The organism is Streptomyces sp. P3 (genome assembly GCF_003032475.1).
Taxonomy (GTDB): domain Bacteria; phylum Actinomycetota; class Actinomycetes; order Streptomycetales; family Streptomycetaceae; genus Streptomyces.
Genome location: NZ_CP028369.1, coordinates 7,592,320 through 7,610,877, shown reverse-complemented (window position 1 = coordinate 7,610,877; position 18,558 = coordinate 7,592,320). Strand labels below are relative to the sequence as shown.

The following is an 18,558-nucleotide window of genomic DNA, read 5'->3' as shown; positions in this document are numbered from 1 at the left end:
TGCGCCGGGGCTGCCGCCCCCGGCCCGGTGCGGGCCGCGAACACCCTCTGTTCGCGGCCCGCACCGGGGAGCTGCCGGGACGGAACACCCGGCGTCCCCGCCCCGCGCCGGGAGCTACCGCGCCGGCGTCGTGGTCGGCGTCGTGGTCGGCGCCGGGACGTACCCCGTCGGGCGGGCCGAGAACGCGCCGCGCCCCTGGGTCCGGCTGCGCAACCGGGTGGCGTAGCCGAACAGTTCGGCCAGCGGCACGGTCGCGGTGACGACCGCCGAACCGCCGCGCACGGTCGAGTCGGTGACCCGCCCGCGACGGCCGGCGAGGTCTCCGAGGACCCCGCCGACCACTGCCTCGGGCACGGTCACCGTGACCTCGACGACCGGTTCCAGCAGCACCATCGCGCAGCGGCGCAGCGCCTCCCGGAGCCCGAGCCGGCCGGCCGTGCGGAAGGCCGTCTCGGAGGAGTCCTTCACGTGCGTCGCCCCGTCGGTCAGGGTGACCCTGAGCCCGGTGACCGGGTGTCCGCCGAGCGGACCCTCGGCGAGGGCGTCCCGGCAGCCGGCCTCCACGGCGCGCACGTACTCCTGCGGCACCCGTCCGCCGACGACGGCCGAACGGAACACGAACCCGGTCGCGGCGCCGCCGTCCCGGTCCGGCGATCCGGCGCGCTGCGGTTCGCCGTCCAGCGGTTCGACGTCGAGCACGACATGCGCGAACTGCCCGGCCCCGCCGTCCTGTTTGACGTGCCGGAAGACGACACCGGACACGCCTCGGGCGACCGTCTCGCGGTACGTCACCCTCGGACGGCCGACGGTGACCTCCACCCCGAGGCTGCGGCGGATCTTCTCCACCGCGACCTCCAGGTGCAGTTCACCCATGCCGGACAGCACCGTCTGACCGGTTTCGGGATCGGTCCTGACCACCAGCGACGGATCCTCCTCGGCCGACCGCGCCAGCGCCGACGCCAGACGGTCGGCGTCGGCGCTCGTACGCGCCTCCACCGCCACCGAGACCACCGGCGCCGCGACACCGGGCGGCTCGAGGACGAGGGGCGCCTCCTCCGGCGCGCACAGCGTCGAGCCCGCGCGGGCCGCCTTCAGCCCGACGACCGCCACGATGTCCCCGGCGACCGCCCGCTCCAGCCGGGCGTGCCGGTCGGCCTGCACCCGCAGGATCCGTCCGATCCGCTCGGTGCGCCGGGTGCCGGACTCCCACACCGCGTCTCCCTTCTCGATCGTGCCCGAGTACACCCTGAGGTAGGTCAGCCGGCCCGTGGGCGTGGCACCGACCTTGAACGCGAGGGCCGCGAACGGCGCGTCCGGGTCCGCTGGACGCTGCTCGCCGCCCGCGTCGCGCTGTTGGCCGGCACCGCGGTCCCCGCCGCCGGCCGGATCCGCACCGCGTACCGGCGGCACGTCCAGGGGCGACGGCAGATACGCGACGACGGCGTCGAGCAGCGGTTGGATTCCCCGGTTGCGGTAGGCCGAGCCGCACAGCACGACCACCCCGTCACCCGTGCGGGTGAGGTCGCGCAGGGCTCCGGAGAGGGTTCGCGCCGACAGCGTCCCCCGGTCGCAGAACTCCTCCAGGGCGGCCGGGTGCCGCTCCGCCACGGCTTCCTCCAGCCGCCTGCGCCGGCCCATCGCCTCCTCCCGCAGTTCGTCCGGAACGGGTGTGTCGACGGCCGCGTCGCCGCCGTCCGCGCTCCAGGTCAGCGCCCGCATGCACAGCAGGTCGACGACGCCCACGAAGGAGTCCTCCGCCCCGATCGGCAGCTGAACGACCAACGGCACGGGGTGCAGACGGGCGCGGAGGGACTCCACCGCGGCGTCGAGGTCGGCGCCCGCCCGGTCCAGTTTGTTCACGAACGCGATCCTGGGCACGCCGTAGCGGTCGGCCTGCCGCCACACGGACTCGCTCTGCGGTTCCACGCCCGCCACGGCGTCGAACACGGCCACCGCCCCGTCCAGCACCCGCAGGGACCGCTCCACCTCGTCGGCGAAGTCGACGTGCCCGGGGGTGTCGATCAGGTTGAGGCGGTGGCCTTCCCACTCGCAGCTGACGGCCGCGGCGAAGATGGTGATGCCTCGGTCGCGTTCCTGGGGGTCGAAGTCGGTGACGGTGGTGCCGTCGTGGACCTCGCCGCGCTTGTGCGTGGTGCCGGTGGTGTACAGGATCCGCTCCGTCACGGTGGTCTTGCCCGCGTCGACGTGGGCGAGGATGCCCAGGTTGCGGACGGCGGAGAGACGGGTGAGATCACGATCGAGGTTGTTGCGCACGGCCCTTGGCCTTTCGGGATGTTCCTGGGAACGGGCAGCGCGATGTGCCGGACGAGGCCGGAGGCGACGGACGGGCAGGGACGTCATGCCGCGGAACCGACGATGATGGACCGTCAGATGTGTTGCGGGGACTGCCTCTTGTGTCGCTCGGGCTTCGTCAGGAGATCCGGTGCCGGCCGCGCCGCGGGCACCGGACGGACGAGGACACGAGGATCACCTCGTAGCGGGAACGGGGAGCGACGGCAGCGGTGCGGTCACGCATGGCCGGGCTCCCCTCGATCGTCGCGGTACGGCGCGCCGCTGTACAAGCGGCCGCGCTCCGTCTGCGGTGAGTGTAGAAGCGAAGGGTGCGGCCCGGCACGCGATTTGTCGTCGGCCGGGGCGAGGGCCCCGGCACCGGCGCGCGGGAAAGGCCTACGCCGCCGGGTAGAACCGCCTGCGGACCCGGCGCAGCCAGGCGTCGGCGGCTCGCTCGTCGGGGTGGTCCGGCAGGACGCTGCGCGTCTCGGCGAACGCCTCCTCTACGCGGCGCAGCAACGGCAGGGCGGCGTCGGGATCGGCGGCGACCTCCTCGCCGAACCGGTGGTAGCTCTCCGGGTCCTCGACCCGGATCGTCAGCCGTCCCGCGGAGTAGAGCTCGTACCCCTGGGCGCACAGCCGCTTGAGATGGCGGGCGTGCTTGGCGCTGCGTCTGCGGCTGTCCGCCGCGGGAGCGCCCGCGCTGCGGTTCTGCAGTTTCCTGAACTGCTGGGTGGCGTAGCCGAGATAGGCGTCGCGGACCCGGCCGGCGCTGAGCAGGGTGGTGCGCAGGGCGATGAGTTCGTCGCCGAGCGGGGTGCGCACCTCGTACAGCTCGTCGGGCAGCCAGACGAGCTCCATGACGGTCGGGTTGCCGCCGAGTGCGAGCCGGCACCACTTCGCGGCCTCGTGCAGGGTGCGGTCGGGCGCCGTGCTGACGTGCGACTCCTTGGGAGTGTGCAGGCCGTGCAGTTCCTCGGTGGGGGCGGCGAACATGCCGAGCCGGTCCACGTCGGAGCCCTCGTGGGCGAGTCCGTAGGCGGTCGAGCCGACGATGCCGGACAGCAGGATGTTGGTGACGGTCACAGGTGCCCCCGGTCGTTCCCCGACGATGATCACCCCGGCGCCGCGATCGGGCGGCGGGATCGCCATGATGCCCTGCGCCCGGCGCTCAGCACCTCGTGTTTTCCCGGCGGGCCCGCGGCCGCGGAGCCGTCCCTCGCCTGCGCCGCGGCCTCACCCGTACGGATCATTGCGCTGGTCGAGCGGCCTGGCCGGTGGTGCCGTGGAGGGCAGGGCAGCCGACCCCGTCCTCTGGAGGTACCCGTGAGCACCCCTCGTCCGTCGCCCCGCCCGACCTGCCCGCCCCGTCCGTCGGGCCCGGCCGGTCCGACACGTCCGGGCCGCCCGGTGCGGGCTCTGACCGCCGTCCTGGCCGCGGGAACGCTGCTCGCCACGGCGACCGCCTGCTCCGGCGGGGAGGACGGCGCGTCCAGCCCGACCAGCGCCTCCGGCGTCGCGGCCTCGCCGGTGGCCGAACGGACGACCACCGCCTCTCCCGGGGACAGGACACTCACGTCGGCGGGTGCGCGGACCGCTCTGATCACCGAGGGCGACCTGGAGGACGACTGGAACCAGGTGACCAACGCGGCGTCCTGGGAGGACAAGCTGCTCATCGGCACGGTCGACGCCCAGCAGTTCCTCACGGGCCAGACGCAGGCCGCCGACTGCCAGCGGCTGCTCGACGGGCTGTACGGCGACGACCTGTTGGGCCGCCCGTCCGGCGCGTCGGCGCTCACCGGCTTCACCGAGGGCGACTCCCGGCTGCTCTACCAGGTCGCCGCCTACGACCGGGACGACCTCGACACATCACTGGACTGGCTGGGGTCGCTGACCACCGACTGCGACCAGTTCGAGGCGAAGGCCTCCGACGGCTCCACCCGCACCGTGCAGGTCGTCGAAGCCTCCCTCCCGAAGTCGGGGGACGCCCGTGAGGGCATCACGGTGACGGTGAAGGGGACCTCCGGCGGCTCGCCGGTCACCCTCACCCTGGACGTCGCGGCCGTGCGGGTCGGGAACGACGCGATCACCGTGACCAACGGCGGGTACGGCGGTGCGGACCACGACAGCACCAAGGACGCGGTGAGTCACGGCACCACCCGGCTCAAGGACGTCCGGGAGGGCCGCACTCCGGCCCCGGAGCCCAGCGAGTTCGACTGAGCGCGTCGGCTGAGCGGGCCTGCTCGACGAGCCGTCGGCCCCCGCCCGTACGCCGTCCTCCCCTGACAGTGGCCGGCCTCATCTCGTCGCCGGTCCGGCTCACGTGATACGTCGCAGGATGCGGTCCTTGAGGGGGGTGTAGGGCGGATAGGTAACGCGCAGCGTGTCGGCCTGGAGCGGCTTGTCGAGGACGGACTTGATGTGGCTGAAGGTGTCCAGGGAGTACGAGCCGTGGTAACGGCCCATGCCGCTCTCACCGACGCCTCCGAAGGGCAGTCCCGGTACGCCGAGGTGGGCGGTCGGAACACCGAAGGTCGACCACACCCTGCGTCATCTCGACCGGTGGCTGCGCCCGAGCAGGGTCTCGGTGCCCCTGTCACTGATGCCGTCCCGGGCCTGGACCCTGCGGGAGCCGCTGGGCGTCGTGCTGGTCATCGCCCCCTGGAACTATCCGGTCACCAGGCACACCGACACCGGCACCCTCGAAGGCGACCTCCGCGCCCTGCTCCGGGACAAGGCGGCTTCCCTGACCGGGAAGGAAGGGGGGTGCTGCAGACCCTGATCGGCGAGGCCCGGCACAACATCCCACTGGCCGAGGCCCTCACGAACACGTTCGTGCTGCCCATGCGCCGGCGCATGGAGGAGATCACGAAGCGTGCGGCGGAGCGAGGCAAGATCCCGCCCGTGGAGCACGCCGACCTGCTCGGCGATCTGGTCCTCGGCCCCATGGTCAGCAGGTTCTTCCTCACCCCCCTGCCGCCGGACCAGGTGGACGCCGCAACCGCGACGCAGACCGCCGACCGCCTCCTGCCCTTCCTCCTGCGCGCCGTCGGGCACACAGAGCACGCCTGAGCGAAGGCAGCCCCCGAACGAGTCCACGAAGGGCAGGGGCTACCGCGCAGTCGGGCTGGAGGCGGGCGGCGCCGTTTCACCCCCGCTCGCCGTCCAAGGACTCCTGGGACATCGAGAACAACCTCCGGGCACCCAGGCTCGGCACGCACGGCATCCAGCGGATTCATCCGCTGGATGCCGTCTTGTCGCCGGCCGGCCGGGGCGGGTGCCGCGGTGAGCCCGACGGCCTGCGCGCTTGCCCGGGCCGGTGCACAGGGACCCGGCTTCCGCGTGATCGCATCCGCAAGGCGCCCTTCTCGCCCAGAAGGCTGTGGAGTTCGTTCCCTGACCGAGACGGCCCCTCCAGTGGCCGGGACCCGATCATGAACGCCGCACCCCGGTAAACGGCCTTCAGGAAGAGGCGGGAGCGGGACCGACGGGACGCTGGACAGCACGTCCGAGTGCCGACATGATCGCGTTCATGACAGCCGAGGATGCCATTGTCGTCACCGCCGACCGGATCGCGGAGCTGTTGCAGGCGGGGGCCGCCCCGCACACGCCGCTGCGGGGCGCGGAGTGGACGGTGGGGGAGGCGGCGGCGCATCTCGCGCTGGCGGGGAAGCTGATGGCGGACATCGGGGCGGGCGAGGAGCGCCCCTACGGCGACGGGACGCCGGGCGGTCTCGCGGCGGCCAACCGTGCGGCCTTGGCCGTCTTCCCGCAGCGGGATCCGGCGGTCCTCGGCGCGGAGATCGCGGACACGGCCCGGGCCTTCGTCGCGGCCGCGGCCGGCCGCGGTCCCCAGGAGGCGGTACTGACGCCGATGGGGCCGATGAACATGGCCACCCTGGGCTCGTACCTGCTCACCCACCTGCTCGGGCACGGATACGACATCGCGGCCGCGCTGCGCGGGCCCCACATGGTCAACCGGGAAGTGGTCGCGTTCACGCTGCCCTTCATGCGGCTGGCCATGCCGCGTGCAGTGAACGCCGGCGCCGCAGGCCACCATGCCTGCTATCTGCTGCGCATCGGCCGCGACCGCTTCGCCGTCACCTTCGCGGACGGCGTGCCCACGGTCACCGACACCCCGCCCCGCCGGCCCGACTGCACGATAGCCATCGACCCCGTCGCCTTCCTCCTCCTGGCCCTGGGCCGCTGGACCGCCCCCACCGCCATGGCCCGCGCCAAGGTCTTCGTCTGGGGCCGCAAACCGTGGCTGGGCCTGCGCTTCCCGACGCTCTTCACAGCGCCGTAGACCAGCGGGCGGACCGCCGGCGCAACGGCCTCTCTTCGACTCGCCCCCGGGCACGTGACATGCGGTTTCGGCAGGCCGCCGAGGCCGGGAGCATCTCCGCGCTCCACGACGCGAATCGCTCCGTCACCTGCTGGATCGCAGTGCTGGTCGGCTTGTCGCCGGCCACGTCGAAGCCGAACCCGACCCGCGCGAGCGGGATGCGCTTCCCGATGCCGGCTGACCTACTCCGGCCTGGACAACACGGTTGCATCGGGAGAAGACCGGACGGCACCATCGCCGGACCGGGAACCTGCGGACTTCAAAACCCTTCAGCACGCGAAGGCAGCCGTGGATCACGGTCTCGGCCGCCCCCCAGGAGGAAACCGATCGGTTTCTCATTGATGCCAAACCGATCGTTTTCGTTATTCAAATCGGCCACGCCGTCCCCGGGAAGGCCCCGTCCTGATCACGAGCTGTCGGCATCGAGGCGGCCACGCCGACCCGGACCGGGCTCCCGGTGTTCCGGAGCTCCTGACGGTCGGCTCGCGGCCGCGCCACACGGTCACTCGCGCTGATCACCCCCAGCCGGCGCGCTTCGGTGTCGTGATGGATCGGCGTGTGTGACTCGCTCAGGGGCAGGCCCGTACCGCCGTGGCGGGCGGCGACGATCTCGGCGGCGATGGACAGGGCGGTCTCCTCGGGCGTGCGGGCGCCGAGATCGAGGCCGATCGGTGAGCGCAGACGGGCCAGTTCGGCGTCGGTGAGGCCGATTTCGCGGAGCCTGCGGTCGCGGTCCTCGTGGGTGCGGCGGGAGCCCATCGCGCCGATGTAGGCGGCCGGCAGCCGCAGGGCCGCTTCCAGGAGGGGCACGTCGAACTTGGCGTCGTGGGTGAGCACGCACACCACCGTGCGGTCGTCGGTCCGGGTGCGGCGCAGGCAGCGGTGCGGCCAGTCGACCACGATGTCGTCGGCCTCGGGAAACCGCGTCCGGGTGGCGAACACGGGGCGGGCGTCGCACACGGTGACGTGGTAGCCGAGGAACTTGCCCACGCGCACCAGTGCCGCGGCGAAGTCGATGGCGCCGAAGACGAGCATGCGCGGCGGCGGCACGCTCGACTCGACGAACACGCTCAGGCCTGGCTCGCAGTGCGGCCCTCCCCCAGACTCCGTCCGGGGCGACCCCCATCCCGCTCCGCTCGGCGCGACGTCGAAGGTTGCGGTGCGGCCGGCGTCGAGCAGGGTGCGGGTTTCGTCGACGACGGCGCGGTCCAGGTCCGGACGTCCGCCGAGTCCGCCTTCGTAGGAGCCGTCGTGACGGACCGCCAGCGCCCGTCCGAGGAACCGGGGAGGGCCGCAGACCACGCGGGCAAGTGCCGCCGCCTCGCCCCGGGCGGCGGCCGACAGCGCCGTCTGGAATGTCTTCCTGCCGGGTCCGTCGGAGGGCACCGGGGCGACCAGGATGTCGAGGACACCACCGCAGGTCAGCCCGACGGCGAAGGCGTCCTCGTCGCTGTAGCCGAACCGCTCGCGCACCGTCTCACCGTCGGCGAGCGCCTGCATGCACAGCTCGTAGACCGCGCCTTCCACACAACCGCCCGACACCGAGCCGATGGCCGTGCCGTCGGCGTCGACGGCGAGCGCGGCGCCCGGCCCGCGCGGTGCGCTGCCGCCCACGGCCACCACGGTGGCCACGGCGAAGTCCCGCCCTTCCTCGAGCCATCGGTTCAGCTCGTCCGCGATGTCCAGCATGGGAGTTACCTTCTCGTCGTGTCGTGTCGCGCAGACCGGGCCGGCGTCAGAGCAGCTTGTCCAGCGTGATCGGCAGGTCCCGGATCCGCTTGCCGGTCGCGTGGTACACGGCGTTCGCGATCGCGGCCGCCACGCCGGTCATGCCGACCTCGCCCAGCCCGATGATTCCCAGAGGCATCGTCCTGTCCGGTTCGTCGAGCCAGTCGACGTCGATCGGGGGAATGTCGGCGTGCACCGGCACGTAGTAGGAGTCGAGCCCGGCGCTCATGGTGCGCCCGCTGCGGGGATCGATCAGGGCCTGCTCCGACAGCGCCATACCGATGCCCATGACCACCGCCCCGCGCAGCTGGCTGGCCGCGGTCTTGGGGTTGATGATGCGGCCGACGTCGAACACGCCGAGCCAGCGCGAGATCCGCAGTTCGCCGGTGTCGGCGTTCACCCGCACCTCGCAGAACTGCGCGCCTCGGGCGGCCTTGGACCAGCGCTGGTCCTTCAGGAAGGTGGTCAGGAAACGGCCCTGACTGCCCAGCGCACCCAATCGGGTGTCCGACCCGACCGAGGCCTCGATGAACGGCCGCCGTGCCGCCCTCAGGGTGGCCGCCGGTTCCTGACCGGTCGTGCCCGTACGCCGGGCCAGGGCACTCACCTTGCGGGTCAGCTCGCCGCACGCGGCGAGGACGCTGGTGGCCACCGTCGCCGTCTGGTTGGAGTTGCCGGCCATCGGTCCGGACGGCAGGGCCGAATCGCCGTACTGGACTTGGACCTTCTCGTACGCGATGCCGAGCGCGTCCGCGGCGATCTGTGCCTGTACGGTCGCGGCGCCCATGCCCATCTCGTGGAAACCGCACTGCACGAGCGCGCCGCCGTCGTCGCTCAGCCGTACCTTGACATCGGCGACCAGGCGCAGGGTCGGGTGGTAGGCGGTGGCCGTGCCCGTCCCGACGAGCCACTCGCCGTCACGCATGGAGCGAGGTTGCGGGTTGCGGTCCGCCCAGCCGAAGCGTTCGGCGCCCCTCTCGAAGGCTTCACGCTGCATCCGCTGGGAGAACTTCTTGCCACCCGTCGGATCCGTTGCGGGCTCGTTGCGCAGGCGCAGGGCGATCGGGTCCATGGACAACTCGTAGGCGAGTTCGTCCATCGCCGATTCCAGCACGAAGCTGCCGATCGCCTCGCCGGGAGCGCGCAGCCAGGTGTTGGGCATCAGATCCATCGTGACGAGGTTCTGCCGGGTCAGCATGTTCTGGGCGCCGTAGAGGTGCCGGGCCGGCGAGGTGGTCGCCTCGAGCAGGCCCCCGGCCGAGCCGGTGCGGGTGATGCTGTCCTGGATCAGTGAGGTGAGCCGGCCGTCGCGGGTCGCGCCGAGCGCGATCCGGTTGGTCGAGGCGGTACGCCCGCCGGTGGCGCGGTTGACGGCCGTGCGGCTCAGCGCCAGGCGCACGGGCCGCCCGACGGCCTTGGCCGCCATCGCCGCGATGACCGTGCCCGGCCAGACGGCGAACTTCCCGCCGAAGCCACCCCCCAGGAACTCGGCACGGACTCGGACGTGGGACGCGGGCACACCGAACCGCCAGGCCAGGTGGTGGCCGGTCTGGTGGATGGACTGGGTGGTGTCGTGCACCGTGAGGTGGTCACCGTCCCAGACGGCGACCGTCGCGTGCGGCTCGATCGCGTTGTGCTGCAGGCCGGGCGTGGTGTAACGCAGGTCGAGCGACACCTCCGCAGCGGCCAGCGCCGCCTCGGCGTCGCCCTTCTTCTTCACGGCGGCGAAGGTGAGGTCGCCCTTCGCCAGGGTGGCGTTGGTCTGCTCGATGGCGAAGTCCACGCGCGCGGGCAGCAGGTCGTAGGTCACTTCGACGAGGGGCGCCGCCTCGTTCGCCGCCGCGGAGGTCTCCGCGATCACGATGGCGATCGGCTGGCCGTCCCAGAAGACCTGATCGGTGTTGAGATAGTCGACGTCGGTTCCCGAGACGTCGGGTCCCAGATTCCGCACAATGTTGAGTTTGCGGGGTGGTTTGATCCTTGGCGCGTTGAGGTGGGTGAGGACCGCCACGACGCCGGGCACCGCGGCCGCCGCGGCCGTGTCGATGCCGGTGATCGTGCCACGGGCGACGGTGGCATGGACCAGCTTCGCGTACGTGAGGTTCGGGTAGTGGTGCTCGGCGGAGAACCGCACCGCCCCGGTCACCTTCGCGTGGCCGTCCCGGCGGTCCACCGGCTGTCCGACCGCTCTCCCCACGGGTACGGAAGCGTCCGCGCCAGGGTCGGAGCCTGTCCAGGTGCGTGTGGTCACGATGCGCTCCGCTCAGCGTTGAGTGTCCGCAGCACGGCCACGACCGTCCGCTGGGCCAGGTCGATCTTGAAGGCGTTGTCGGACTGAGGAAGGGCGGGGGCGAGTTCCGCGGCGGCGGCCCTGGCGAAGTTCTCGTCAGTGGCTTCGGCGCCGAGCAGCAGCTCTTCCGCGATACGTGCCCGCCACGGCTTGGTCGCGACACCGCCGAGTGCGAGGCGGACCTCGGTGATGCGGCCGTCCTCGACGGCCAGCGCGGCGGCGACAGACACCAGGGCGAAGGCGTAGGACGCGCGGTCGCGGACCTTGCGGTAGCGCGAATGCGCCGCCACCGGCACCGGCGGCAGCTCGACGGCCGTGATCAGTTCGTCGGGGGCGAGGACCGTCTCGATGTGGGGGGTGTCGCCGGGCAGCTGGTGGAAGTCGGCGACCGGGATACGCCGGCTGCCGCGCACGCTCTCCACCTCAACGACGGCGTCGAGCATCACCAGCGCCACCGCCATGTCCGAGGGATGCGTCGCGATGCAGTGCTCACTGGTGCCCAGTACCGCACTGCCGCGGGAGAACCCGCCGATCGCGTCACAGCCGCTGCCGGGTGCACGCTTGTTGCAGGCGGAGGTCTCGTCGTAGAAGTACATGCAGCGGGTGCGCTGCAGGAGGTTCCCGCCGACGGTCGCCATGTTCCGCAGCTGGGCCGAGGCTCCCAGCAGGATCGCCTTGGCCAGGACCGGACAGCGGGTCCTGATGAGGGGGTCCGCGGCGAGCCGACTGTTGGACACCAGTGCGCCGACGCGGATGGTGCCGTCGGGGAGTTCCTCGATCCCGGTCAGCGGCAGGCGGGTGATGTCCACGACCGTCGCCGGGTGTTCGATGCCCTCCCGCATGAGGTCGACGAGGTTCGTCCCGCCCGCGAGGAATTTCACGTCCTCGCCGTCCGCGATCGTGCGCAGCACCGTGCCCACATCCGGGGCACTGAGGTAGGAGAACGGCTTCACTTCGCGACCTCCTTGATCGCCGAGACGATGCCGTTGTAGGCGCCGCAGCGGCACAGGTTGCCGCTCATCCGCTCCCGGATCTCCGCCTCGTCCAGCTCCCCGCCGCTGTCGGCGAGATGCTCGGTCGCCGCGCTGGGTATCCCTTCCTTGTGCTCGGCGAGCATGCCGATCGCCGAACAGATCTGGCCCGGCGTGCAGTAGCCGCACTGGAACCCGTCCGCGCGGACGAACGCCTCCTGCAGCGGATGGTCGATCCCTTCGATGGTCGTGATCTCACGGCCCTGGTACTGCACCGCCAACGCCAGGCAGGCGTTGATCCGCCGGCCGTCCACCAGCACCGTGCAGGCACCGCACGCACCCTGGTCGCAGCCCTTCTTGGTGCCGGTCAGGCCCAGGTACTCACGCAGCGCGTCGAGCAGGCTCACTTGCGGCGCGACATCCAGCCTCCGGGCGGACCCGTTGATCCGCAGCTCGATCTCCACCGTGTCATTCCTCCGGTTCACCCGTGGGCTCGTTCTCATGGGGGCCAGGGGGCCAGGCGGCCATCAGGCACATGAGCCAGGACCAGAGCTCCGCGGACTTCAGAAACCGCCGACCGGGGAGCCGAATCACGAGAGCAGGTCCATGATCTAAAACAGGAATGTAGCAGTTCCACCAACTACTCGCATCACGCTTGTCGCAATTTTATATTCCCACGCAACATCATTGATGCAAATCAGCACAAATCTGCAGGTCGGGCGTATGGTCTTCGGGGCATCACGAATCAACAACGGGAGTGGATACGTCATGGGCCGACCCCTGCGGGCCGATGCCGCGCGCACCGTGCGCGCGATTCTGGGGGCGGCCGAGCAGGTCCTCGCCAAAGACCCCGGGGCCTCCATGGAGCAGATCGCGGAGGAGGCAGGAGTGGCCAGAACGACCGTGCACCGGCGGTTCGCCAACCGCCAGGCCCTCATCGAAGCACTCGCCGCCTCGGCGAAGCGACAGCTCATGGAAGGCGTAGCGGACGCCCACATGGACACCGCCCCACCGCTCGTGGCACTCCACCGCGTCACGGCGAACGTGCTGCGGATCAAGAGCGTCTGGCCGTTCACCCTCGGCCACCCCCTCGCCGACTCCCCCCTCACGGCGGTGATCTGGTCCGAGGTCAACACCGGCGCCCTCGAGTTCTTCGCCCGAGCCCAGCGCGAAGGGCTCCTCTCCCCGGACACGGACCTCATGTGGGCGCGGCGGGTCTACTACGCCCTCGTCGACGAGGCCCAGCACGGAGGCGGCGCGGATCTCGACCCGGACCAGGTCCGGCAGAACGCGGACGCACTGGCAACACTCGTCGTCGACACGTTTCTGCGCGGGACGGGTCCCCACGGCTGAGCCGCCCGGCCGGCAGCTCCCGTCCCGTCCTGCCCTCCGCCACCGACCGTACGATCGCGGACAGTGCCCAGGCACAAGGCAGAAGAGCCAGGCGCACCATGCCTCGCGCCAGGAGACAGCACGGACAGGCCCGGCTGCCGTACACCTCCACCCACTCAAGTGGCGCCGACGGCCAACGTGCCGCGCCGGCGGACAGCACCGCCGCCACATTCAGCGGCCCGCCCTCGAAAACCGACAGGTGCATCCTGTCCACCGCGCCGCCGGAGAGCGACGTGCGTCACCTACGTCTTGAGGTATCCGCTCTCCTTCGCACTCTCATGTCGAGGTATTCACTCTCACTTCGAGGTGCCGCGCCCAGTCGGCCCGCGCCCGTACGCCGTCTTCTCCACGCCCGTACGCCGTCTTCCTCGGGATAGCGCCATGTGACATATTACTGGAGTGACCAAGCGACCGAGCGGTGACGTGGTGGTCGTCGGCGCGGGCATGGTGGGCGCGGCCTGTGCGCTGTACGCGGCGCGCGCCGGACTCGACGTGATCGTGGTGGACCGGGGCCCAGTGGCCGGCGGCACCACCGGCGCCGGCGAGGGCAATCTCCTCGTCTCCGACAAGGAGCCCGGGCCGGAGCTCCAACTGGCCCTGTTGTCCCTCCGGTTGTGGCAGGAGCTGGCCGAGGAGGAGCTCGCCGCGGCCGTCGAGTACGAGCCCAAGGGCGGCCTCGTGGTGGCGTCGACCGCGGAGTCCCTCACCGCGCTGACGGTCCTCGCGGCCGGGCAGCGCGCCGCCGGGGTGCGGACCGTCCCCGTCGACGCGGCTCGACTTCGGGACCTGGAACCCCACTTGGCGTCCGGACTCGCCGGCGGGGTGCTGTACCCGCAGGACGCCCAGGTCATGCCCACCCTCGCCGCCGCCCACCTGATGCGCGCCTCGGGCGCACGGCTGGAGACCGGCCGTGCCGTGACCCGGATCCTGCGCGGCCCCGACGGCGCGGTGCGGGGCGTGCGAACCGACCGCGGCGACATCCTCGCGCCGGCCGTGGTCAACGCGGCGGGCGTCGAAGGAGCGGAGGTCGCCGCCCTGGCCGGCGTCGGACTGCCCGTACTGCCCCGTCGTGGCTTCGTCCTGGTCACCGAGCCGCTGCCGCCGCGCGTACGGCACAAGGTGTACGCCGCCGACTACGTGGCCGACGTGGCGAGCGACTCGGCGGCCCTGCAGACCTCCCCGGTCGTCGAGGGCACGGCGGCCGGGCCGGTGCTGATCGGCGCGAGCCGGGAACGGGTCGGGTTCGACAGGTCCTTCTCGTTGCCGGTCGTGCGCGCCCTGGCGGCGGGGGCCACCTGTCTCTTCCCGTTCCTGGCTCACGTCAGGGCGATGCGCACCTACGTCGGCTTCCGCCCGTACCTGCCCGACCACCTGCCCGCGGTCGGCCCGGACCCACGGGTGCCCGGACTGTTCCACGCCTGCGGACACGAGGGCGCGGGCATCGGCCTAGCCACCGGCACGGGCCGGCTCCTCGCGCAGACGCTCACCGGAGCGAGCCCGGAGCTGGATCTGACGCCGTTTCGCCCCGACCGCTTCGACCGCCCGCACCGCGCGCGCCGTTCCCCGCCTCCCGGCCGCCCGGCCGGCCGATCAGACCGTGCGGAACCCCTCAGCGAGGAGGCCTCCCCGTGAATCCCCTGCGGTTGGTCCGGGCCCGTCCCGGCGCCCCGTTCACCGTCACCTTCGACGACAGGGCGCTCGAGGCGCTGCCCGGGCAGACGCTGGCCGCCGCGCTGTGGTCGTCCGGTGTCACGGCCTGGCGCACGACCCGGGGTGCGGGGCGGGCGCGCGGGGTGTTCTGCGGGATCGGAGTCTGCTTCGACTGTCTGGTCACCGTCGACGGCCTGCCCAACCAGCGGGCCTGTCTGGTGCCGGCCACGCCGGGAGCCGTCGTCCGCTCGCAGGCAGGGTCGGGCCACGATGAGTGAACGCCGCCCGGTCCTCGCGGTGATCGGCGCCGGCCCGGCGGGGCTCGCCGCCGCCCTGGCGGCCGCGGCGCGCGGCGTGCGCGTGGTGCTGACCGACTCCGCCGCCGAGGCGGGCGGGCAGTTCTACCGGCAGCCCGCGCGCGGCCTCGGCGCCCGGCGTCCCCGGGCGCTGCACCACCAGTGGCGCACCTGGGAGCGGCTGCGCGCCGGACTCGACACCCACCTCGGCGCGGGTCGCGCGACACACCTGAGTGATCGTCATGTCTGGTGTGTGGAGCGGCAATCGGGGTCATTCCTCGTGCACACGTTGCTCGGTCCGCGGCAGACGGACTCCGTCGCCGTGCGGGCCGACGCGGTACTGCTGGCGACCGGCGGATACGAGAAGGTCCTGCCCTTCCCCGGCTGGACCCTGCCAGGAGTGGTCACCGCGGGCGGCGCGCAGGCACTGCTCAAGGGAGGGCTGTCGCTGCCCGGCCGTACGGCCGTCGTCGCCGGCACCGGCCCGCTGCTGCTGCCCGTGGCGACCGGTCTCGCGGCGGCCGGCGCCCACGTCGTCGCCCTGGTCGAGTCGGCCGGCCCCAGGGGCCTCGCACACAGCGCCCGCGCCTGGGCCGCGGCCCCCGCGAAGCTCGCCGAGGGAGCGGCTCTCGCGGCACGACTGGCCCTTCACCGCGTTCCGGTGATGGCCCGTCATGTCGTGCTGGAGGCCCATGGCGTCGACCGAGTGGAGTCGGTCACCGTGGCCGCGCTGAACGCCGACGGCCGTCCCGCGCCCGGCGGCGAACGGCGGCTCTCCTGCGACACCCTCGCCGTCGGCCACGGTCTGCTGCCGCACACGGATCTCGCGGACGGGCTCGGCTGCCGCCTCGACGGACCGGGCGTGTGGGTCGACGCCGAGCAGCGCACCGACGTGCCCGGCGTCTGGGCCGCGGGCGAGACGACGGGCATCGGCGGTGCCGCGCTGTCGCTGGCTGAGGGGCACATCGCCGGACGCTCGGCGGCGGCGAGACTGACGGGGCGGGTCCCCGACCCGGCCGGCTGGGCCCCGGCCGCCCGGACCCGTGACCGGCTGCGGGCGTTCTTCTCCGCGCTGGACGACGCCTATGCCGCGCAGCCCGTCCGGTGGACGGAGCAGGTGACCGACGAGACGGTCGTGTGCCGCTGCGAGGAGGTGCCCGCCGGCGCCGTCCGCGAGGCCGTCGGCGCACTCGGCGCCGGTGATCTGCGCACCGTGAAGCTGCTGACCAGGGCCGGCATGGGCTGGTGTCAGGGCCGCATGTGCGAGCCCGGAGTGGCCGGTGTGGCGGGCTGTGCGCCCACTCCGGCACGACGGCTGCTGGCCCGCCCGGTTCCGCTCGGCGTCCTGGCCGCCCCGGCCGAACCTCAGGCCGAACCGTGACATGTCACACCTCACCCACGTCACCGCCAGTGAAGGGATCCGTGCATGACCGCCCCCGCCACCCCGTCCGTGCCCGCCACCCCGCCCGTGCCCGCCCGTCCCCCTGCCGCCGCCCCGGCTCCCGCCGCCTCCCGGCGGCGCCCGTGGCACGGGGTCCTCGTCGCCACCGCGCTGCCGCTCGACGACGACCTCCGCGTCGACCACGACCGGTACGCCGAGCACTGCGCCTGGCTGGTGGCGAACGGCTGCGACGGCGTCGTGCCCAACGGCTCCCTGGGCGAGTACCAGGTGCTCACTCCCGAGGAGCGCGCCAAAGTGGTGGAGACCGCGGTCGCCGCCGTGGGCGGGGCGCGCGTCATGCCGGGCGTCGCCGCGTACGGCTCCGCCGAGGCCCGCCGCTGGGCGGAGCAGGCGGCCGGGGCCGGCTGCTCGGCGGTGATGCTGCTGCCGCCCAACGCCTATCGCGCCGACGAGCGAGCCGTCGTCGCCCACTACGCGGAGGTGGCCCGGGCGGGCCTGCCGGTCGTGGCGTACAACAACCCCGTCGACACCAAGGTCGACCTGGTGCCCGAACTGCTGGCACGGCTGCACGGCGAGGGTCATGTGCACGCCGTCAAGGAGTTCTCCGGCGATGTGCGCCGCGCCTACCGCATCGCCGAACTCGCACCCGAACTCGATCTGCTGGCGGGTGCGGACGACGTGCTGCTGGAGCTGGCCGTGGCCGGCGCGAAGGGCTGGGTGGCCGGCTACCCCAACGCACTGCCGAAGGCCTCGGCCGAGCTGTACCGGGCAGCCGTCGCGGGCGACCTCACCACCGCGCTCCCCCTCTACCGCCGACTGCACCCGCTGCTGCGCTGGGACTCGCGCGTCGAGTTCGTCCAGGCCATCAAGCTCTCGATGGACGTCGTGGGCCGGCACGGCGGCCGCTGCCGTCCGCCACGGGTCCCGCTGCTGCCGGACCAGGAGGCGGCCGTCCGGGCGGCCACCGAGAAGGCCGTCGCCGCCGGTCTCGCGTGACCCGTCCTGCCACGGCGCGCACGCCACGAGGAGACTCCCCGGGGACGCTCCCCTCACACACCACGCCGGCAGACGACAACCGCCCGGCGGCCGACCGCACGGCACGGAAAGGCACCTCATGCGCAGCAAGCTCGTCCTGCACGCCGTCGACTCGCACACCGAGGGCATGCCGACCCGGGTGATCACGGGCGGCGTCGGGGTCGTCCCCGGCGCGACGATGAACGAGCGTCGGCTGTGGTTCCGCGAACACCGGGATGACATAAGGCAGTTGCTGATGAACGAGCCGCGCGGGCACTCCGCGATGAGCGGCGCGGTCCTCCAGCCGCCCACCCGGCCGGACTGCGACTGGGGCGTGCTCTACATCGAGGTCTCCGGCTACCTCCCGATGTGCGGGCACGGCACGATCGGGGTGGCGACCGTCCTCGTCGAGACGGGCATGGTCGAGGTCGTCGAACCCGTCACCACGATCCGGCTGGACACCCCGGCAGGGCTCGTCGTCGCCGAGGTCGCGGTCGAGGACGGCGCGGCCACGTCCGTCACGCTGCAGAACGTCCCCTCCTTCACGGTCGCACTGGACCGCAGGGCGGCACTGCCCGACGGCCGCACGGTGACCTACGACCTGGCGTACGGCGGGAACTTCTACGCGATCCTGCCGCTGGAGGAGTTCGGGCTGCCCTTCGACCGCGCCCGCGGGGACGACATCCTGCACGCCGGCCTGTCGCTGATGGAGGCGATCAACTCCGAGGCGGAACCGGTCCACCCGCAGGACCCGTCCATCCGCGGCTGCCACCACGTCCACCTGTACGCGCCCGGCGCCACCGCCCGGCACTCCCGGCACGCGATGGCCATTCACCCCGGCTGGTTCGACCGCTCGCCGTGCGGCACCGGAACCAGCGCGCGCATGGCCCAACTGCACGCGCGAGGCGAACTGCCGCTGCACACCGAGTTCGTCAACGAGTCCTTCATCGGCACCCGTTTCACGGGCCGGCTCCTCGGGCGGACGGAGGTCGCCGGCCGTCCGGCGGTGCTGCCCAGCTTCACCGGCCGCGCCTGGATCACCGGCACGGCCCAGTACCTGCTGGACCCCACGGACCCCTTCCCGGCCGGCTTCGTACTCTGACCGGCGCCCGGCCGGCGCCCGTGAGCGACGCGTGCCCCGCCCCATGGCCGAGTGGTGCGTGGATACTGGTGGCACG

General features: G+C 72.6%; 16 protein-coding genes and 1 pseudogene. 10 read left to right on the top strand and 7 right to left on the bottom strand.

Going from position 1 to position 18,558, the window contains the following annotated elements:
* Positions 1-114 precede the first annotated feature (114 nt).
* Positions 115-2,274, bottom strand: a complete 2,160-nt coding sequence (gene fusA / locus C6376_RS33595; RefSeq protein ID WP_254076173.1) for an elongation factor G — start codon at positions 2,272-2,274, stop codon at positions 115-117.
* A 414-nt stretch (positions 2,275-2,688) separates the two neighbouring features.
* Positions 2,689-3,378: a nucleotidyltransferase domain-containing protein gene (locus C6376_RS33590; RefSeq protein WP_107446826.1), complete on the bottom strand. Its 690-nt coding sequence runs from the start codon at positions 3,376-3,378 to the stop codon at positions 2,689-2,691.
* Positions 3,379-3,702: 324 nt separating this feature from the next.
* Here C6376_RS33590 and C6376_RS33585 point away from each other — a divergent pair, with 324 nt between their 5' ends.
* Positions 3,703-4,512, top strand: a complete 810-nt coding sequence (locus tag C6376_RS33585) for a hypothetical protein (RefSeq protein WP_173985789.1) — start codon at positions 3,703-3,705, stop codon at positions 4,510-4,512.
* 99 nt (positions 4,513-4,611) lie between these two features.
* On the opposite strand, the pseudogene C6376_RS33580 reads toward C6376_RS33585, so the two are convergent.
* Positions 4,612-4,824: pseudogene (locus C6376_RS33580) on the bottom strand (aldehyde dehydrogenase family protein); the annotation flags it as partial.
* 55 nt (positions 4,825-4,879) lie between these two features.
* Here C6376_RS33580 and C6376_RS45770 point away from each other — a divergent pair.
* The 3 genes from C6376_RS45770 to C6376_RS33570 all read left to right on the top strand — a co-directional run bounded on the left by C6376_RS45770 (position 4,880) and on the right by C6376_RS33570 (position 6,598).
* Positions 4,880-5,074, top strand: a complete 195-nt coding sequence (locus tag C6376_RS45770; RefSeq protein WP_254076172.1) for an aldehyde dehydrogenase family protein — start codon at positions 4,880-4,882, stop codon at positions 5,072-5,074.
* The gene (locus tag C6376_RS33575; RefSeq protein WP_173985544.1) at positions 5,059-5,364 is read left to right on the top strand and encodes a TetR-like C-terminal domain-containing protein; all 306 of its coding nucleotides are present in this window, start codon (positions 5,059-5,061) and stop codon (positions 5,362-5,364) included. Before C6376_RS45770 ends, C6376_RS33575 begins: the two co-directional genes overlap by 16 nt.
* A 460-nt stretch (positions 5,365-5,824) precedes the next feature.
* Positions 5,825-6,598 (top strand): maleylpyruvate isomerase family mycothiol-dependent enzyme, encoded by a 774-nt coding sequence (locus C6376_RS33570; protein ID WP_107449343.1) that lies wholly within the window; start codon positions 5,825-5,827, stop codon positions 6,596-6,598.
* A 405-nt stretch (positions 6,599-7,003) separates the two neighbouring features.
* Here C6376_RS33570 and C6376_RS33565 read toward each other — a convergent pair whose 3' ends face one another.
* Genes C6376_RS33565 through C6376_RS33550 form a run of 4 tightly spaced genes read right to left on the bottom strand, consistent with a single transcriptional unit; the run spans position 7,004 to position 12,111 of the window.
* Positions 7,004-8,326 (bottom strand): XdhC family protein, encoded by a 1,323-nt coding sequence (locus C6376_RS33565; protein ID WP_107446824.1) that lies wholly within the window; start codon positions 8,324-8,326, stop codon positions 7,004-7,006.
* A 46-nt stretch (positions 8,327-8,372) separates the two neighbouring features.
* On the bottom strand, positions 8,373-10,616 hold the full coding sequence (locus tag C6376_RS33560) for a xanthine dehydrogenase family protein molybdopterin-binding subunit (RefSeq protein WP_107446822.1): 2,244 nt from the start codon (positions 10,614-10,616) through the stop codon (positions 8,373-8,375).
* Positions 10,613-11,608: a xanthine dehydrogenase family protein subunit M gene (locus tag C6376_RS33555; protein ID WP_107446821.1), complete on the bottom strand. Its 996-nt coding sequence runs from the start codon at positions 11,606-11,608 to the stop codon at positions 10,613-10,615. Before C6376_RS33555 ends, C6376_RS33560 begins: the two co-directional genes overlap by 4 nt.
* Positions 11,605-12,111, bottom strand: a complete 507-nt coding sequence (locus tag C6376_RS33550) for a (2Fe-2S)-binding protein (protein WP_301554726.1) — start codon at positions 12,109-12,111, stop codon at positions 11,605-11,607. Before C6376_RS33550 ends, C6376_RS33555 begins: the two co-directional genes overlap by 4 nt.
* 283 nt (positions 12,112-12,394) lie before the next feature.
* Here C6376_RS33550 and C6376_RS33545 point away from each other — a divergent pair, with 283 nt between their 5' ends.
* The 6 genes from C6376_RS33545 to C6376_RS33520 all read left to right on the top strand — a co-directional run bounded on the left by C6376_RS33545 (position 12,395) and on the right by C6376_RS33520 (position 18,482).
* Entirely contained in the window at positions 12,395-12,979 is a 585-nt protein-coding gene (locus tag C6376_RS33545; protein ID WP_107446818.1) for a TetR/AcrR family transcriptional regulator, read from the top strand.
* A 438-nt stretch (positions 12,980-13,417) separates the two neighbouring features.
* Complete coding sequence (locus tag C6376_RS33540; RefSeq protein ID WP_107446817.1) at positions 13,418-14,650, top strand: FAD-binding oxidoreductase; 1,233 nt, start codon at positions 13,418-13,420, stop codon at positions 14,648-14,650.
* The gene (locus C6376_RS33535) at positions 14,647-14,946 is read left to right on the top strand and encodes a (2Fe-2S)-binding protein (protein WP_107446815.1); all 300 of its coding nucleotides are present in this window, start codon (positions 14,647-14,649) and stop codon (positions 14,944-14,946) included. Before C6376_RS33540 ends, C6376_RS33535 begins: the two co-directional genes overlap by 4 nt.
* The gene (locus C6376_RS33530) at positions 14,939-16,345 is read left to right on the top strand and encodes an NAD(P)/FAD-dependent oxidoreductase (protein ID WP_107446813.1); all 1,407 of its coding nucleotides are present in this window, start codon (positions 14,939-14,941) and stop codon (positions 16,343-16,345) included. The genes C6376_RS33535 and C6376_RS33530 overlap by 8 nt, the downstream gene beginning before the upstream one ends.
* 45 nt (positions 16,346-16,390) lie before the next feature.
* Complete coding sequence (locus C6376_RS33525; protein WP_254076171.1) at positions 16,391-17,362, top strand: dihydrodipicolinate synthase family protein; 972 nt, start codon at positions 16,391-16,393, stop codon at positions 17,360-17,362.
* Positions 17,363-17,480: 118 nt separating this feature from the next.
* On the top strand, positions 17,481-18,482 hold the full coding sequence (locus C6376_RS33520; protein WP_107446812.1) for a proline racemase family protein: 1,002 nt from the start codon (positions 17,481-17,483) through the stop codon (positions 18,480-18,482).
* The last annotated feature ends 76 nt before the right edge of the window (positions 18,483-18,558 follow it).

What these genes read in the sequence shown, in the direction of transcription:
- C6376_RS33570 (WP_107449343.1), top strand. Translation starts at nt 5,825, where the DNA reads ATGACAGCCGAGGATGCCATTGTCGTCACCGCCGACCGGATCGCGGAG.
- C6376_RS33565 (WP_107446824.1), bottom strand. Translation starts at nt 8,326, where the DNA reads ATGCTGGACATCGCGGACGAGCTGAACCGATGGCTCGAGGAAGGGCGG.
- C6376_RS33545 (WP_107446818.1), top strand. Translation starts at nt 12,395, where the DNA reads ATGGGCCGACCCCTGCGGGCCGATGCCGCGCGCACCGTGCGCGCGATT.
- C6376_RS33530 (WP_107446813.1), top strand. Translation starts at nt 14,939, where the DNA reads ATGAGTGAACGCCGCCCGGTCCTCGCGGTGATCGGCGCCGGCCCGGCG.
- C6376_RS33525 (WP_254076171.1), top strand. Translation starts at nt 16,391, where the DNA reads ATGACCGCCCCCGCCACCCCGTCCGTGCCCGCCACCCCGCCCGTGCCC.
- C6376_RS33520 (WP_107446812.1), top strand. Translation starts at nt 17,481, where the DNA reads ATGCGCAGCAAGCTCGTCCTGCACGCCGTCGACTCGCACACCGAGGGC.